At 72.1% G+C, this 1,860-nt stretch carries 1 protein-coding gene; it reads right to left on the reverse strand.

Going from position 1 to position 1,860, the window contains the following annotated elements; translation table 11 throughout:
* Positions 1–1,816, reverse strand: a 1,816-nt coding sequence (locus tag RM590_RS35330) for a beta-ketoacyl synthase N-terminal-like domain-containing protein (protein ID WP_394814041.1), incomplete at its 3' end; no start/stop codon positions are given.
* Between the last annotated feature and the right edge of the window lie 44 nt (positions 1,817–1,860).

The raw sequence follows: 1,860 nt of genomic DNA on the forward strand, positions 1-1,860 counted from the left end.
TGTGGCCGATGTTGGACTTGATCGAGCCGAGCAGCAACGGCCGTTCACCGGGCCGGTCCTGGCCATAGGTCGCGAGCAGCGCCTGCGCCTCGATCGGATCGCCCAGCGCGGTGCCCGTGCCATGCGCCTCCACCGCGTCGACATCACCCGGCGCCAACCGGGCGTTGGCGAGCGCCTGCCGGATGACGCGTTGCTGGGAAGGGCCGTTGGGGGCCATCAGTCCGTTGGAGGCGCCGTCCTGGTTGGTCGCCGAGCCACGCACGACCGCCAGCACCCGGTGCCCGTTGCGCCGCGCGTCCGACAGCCGCTCCAGCAGCAACACGCCGGCGCCCTCCGACCAGCTCGTGCCGTCGGCTGCGCCGGCGAACGCCTTGCAGCGCCCGTCGGCGGCCAGGCCGCGTTGCCGGCTGAACTCCACGAAGATGTCGGGCGTGGGCATGACGGTGACCCCGGCGGCCAGCGCGAGGCTGCACTCGCCCTGCCGCAGGGACTGGGCGGCCAGGTGGAGGGCGACCAGCGAGGAGGAGCAGGCCGTGTCCACGGTGACGGCCGGGCCCTCCAGGCCGAAGGTGTAGGCGATGCGGCCGGAGATGACGCTGGTCAGGTTGCCGGTGAGCGCGTAGCCCTCGACCGCCTCGCCCATGCGCGTTCCGCCGAAGTAGCCGGGCTGGGTGGCGCCCGCGAAGACGCCGGTGTGGGTGCCCTTGACCGAGGTCGGGTCGATCCCGGCCCGCTCGAACACCTCCCACGACGTCTCCAGCAGCAACCGCTGCTGCGGATCCATCGCCAGCGCCTCACGCGGCGAGATCCCGAAGAACGCCGGGTCGAAGTCGGCGGCGGTGTGCAGGAAGCCGCCCTCGGTGACATAGGTGGTGCCGGGGTGGTCGGGGTCGGGGTGGTGCAGGGCGTCGAGGTCCCAGCCCCGATCGGTGGGGAAGGGGGAGATGACGTCGGCGCCCGAGTCGACGATGTTCCACAGTTCCTCGGGCGACCGCACCCCGCCGGGGTAGCGGCAGGCCATGCCGACGATGGCGATGGGTTCGTCGTTCAGCGCGGTCGCGGCGGAGACGGCGACGGTTCGCGTTCCCTCGCCGAGCAGTTCGGCGCGCAGATACGCCGCGACGGCCTCGGAGCTGGGGTGGTCGAACGCGAAGGTGGCGGGGAGGCGAAGCCCGGTGGCCTTGGTGAGGCGGTTGCGCAGATTGACGGCGGCGAGCGAGTCGAAGCCGAGGTCGCGGAAGGCGCGTTCGGGGTCGATGTCGGCGGCGGAGGCGTGGCCGAGCACGGCGGCGGCGTTGCCGCGCACGAGGTCGAGAAGCAGACGGTGCCGTTCGGCCTCGGGGAGTCCGGTCAGCTTGTCGCGCAGTGCCGCGCCTGCTCCGAAGTCGTCGGCGCCGGCGGGCGCGGCGCGCAGCGCTTCGAGTGCGGAACGGGCCTCGGGCTCGTTCCGGCGCCGCAGCCAGGAGGCCATCTCGGGGAACGCCTCGCGCAGGGGCCGTTCGCCGTCGAGTTGGAGCGTGTCGAAGAGGGTGTCGAAGTCCTCGTTGTCGATGGCGTCCCAGAAGCGTGCCTCGGTCTCGTCGCGGGCGGTGGCGACGGACGCGGAGATCCAGTAATTCCGGTGCTGGAAGGGGTAGGTGGGGAGGTCGGTGGGCGGGGTGGTGGTGTCGGGGAACAGGGGCTGCCACGCCACGGGCAGGCCATGGGTCCAGGCCGCGCCCAGCGCGGTCAGAAACGCCCGGACGTCCTCGTCCTTCTTCCGCAACACTGGCGCCAGCAGACCGCCGAAGTCCTCCGGCAGGCTCTCCCGCGCCATCGCCGACAGCACACCATCCGGACCGATTTCCAGGAAATGCCCCA

This window comes from Streptomyces litchfieldiae, from assembly GCF_031845365.1.
Classification (GTDB): Bacteria; Actinomycetota; Actinomycetes; order Streptomycetales; family Streptomycetaceae; genus Streptomyces; species Streptomyces litchfieldiae.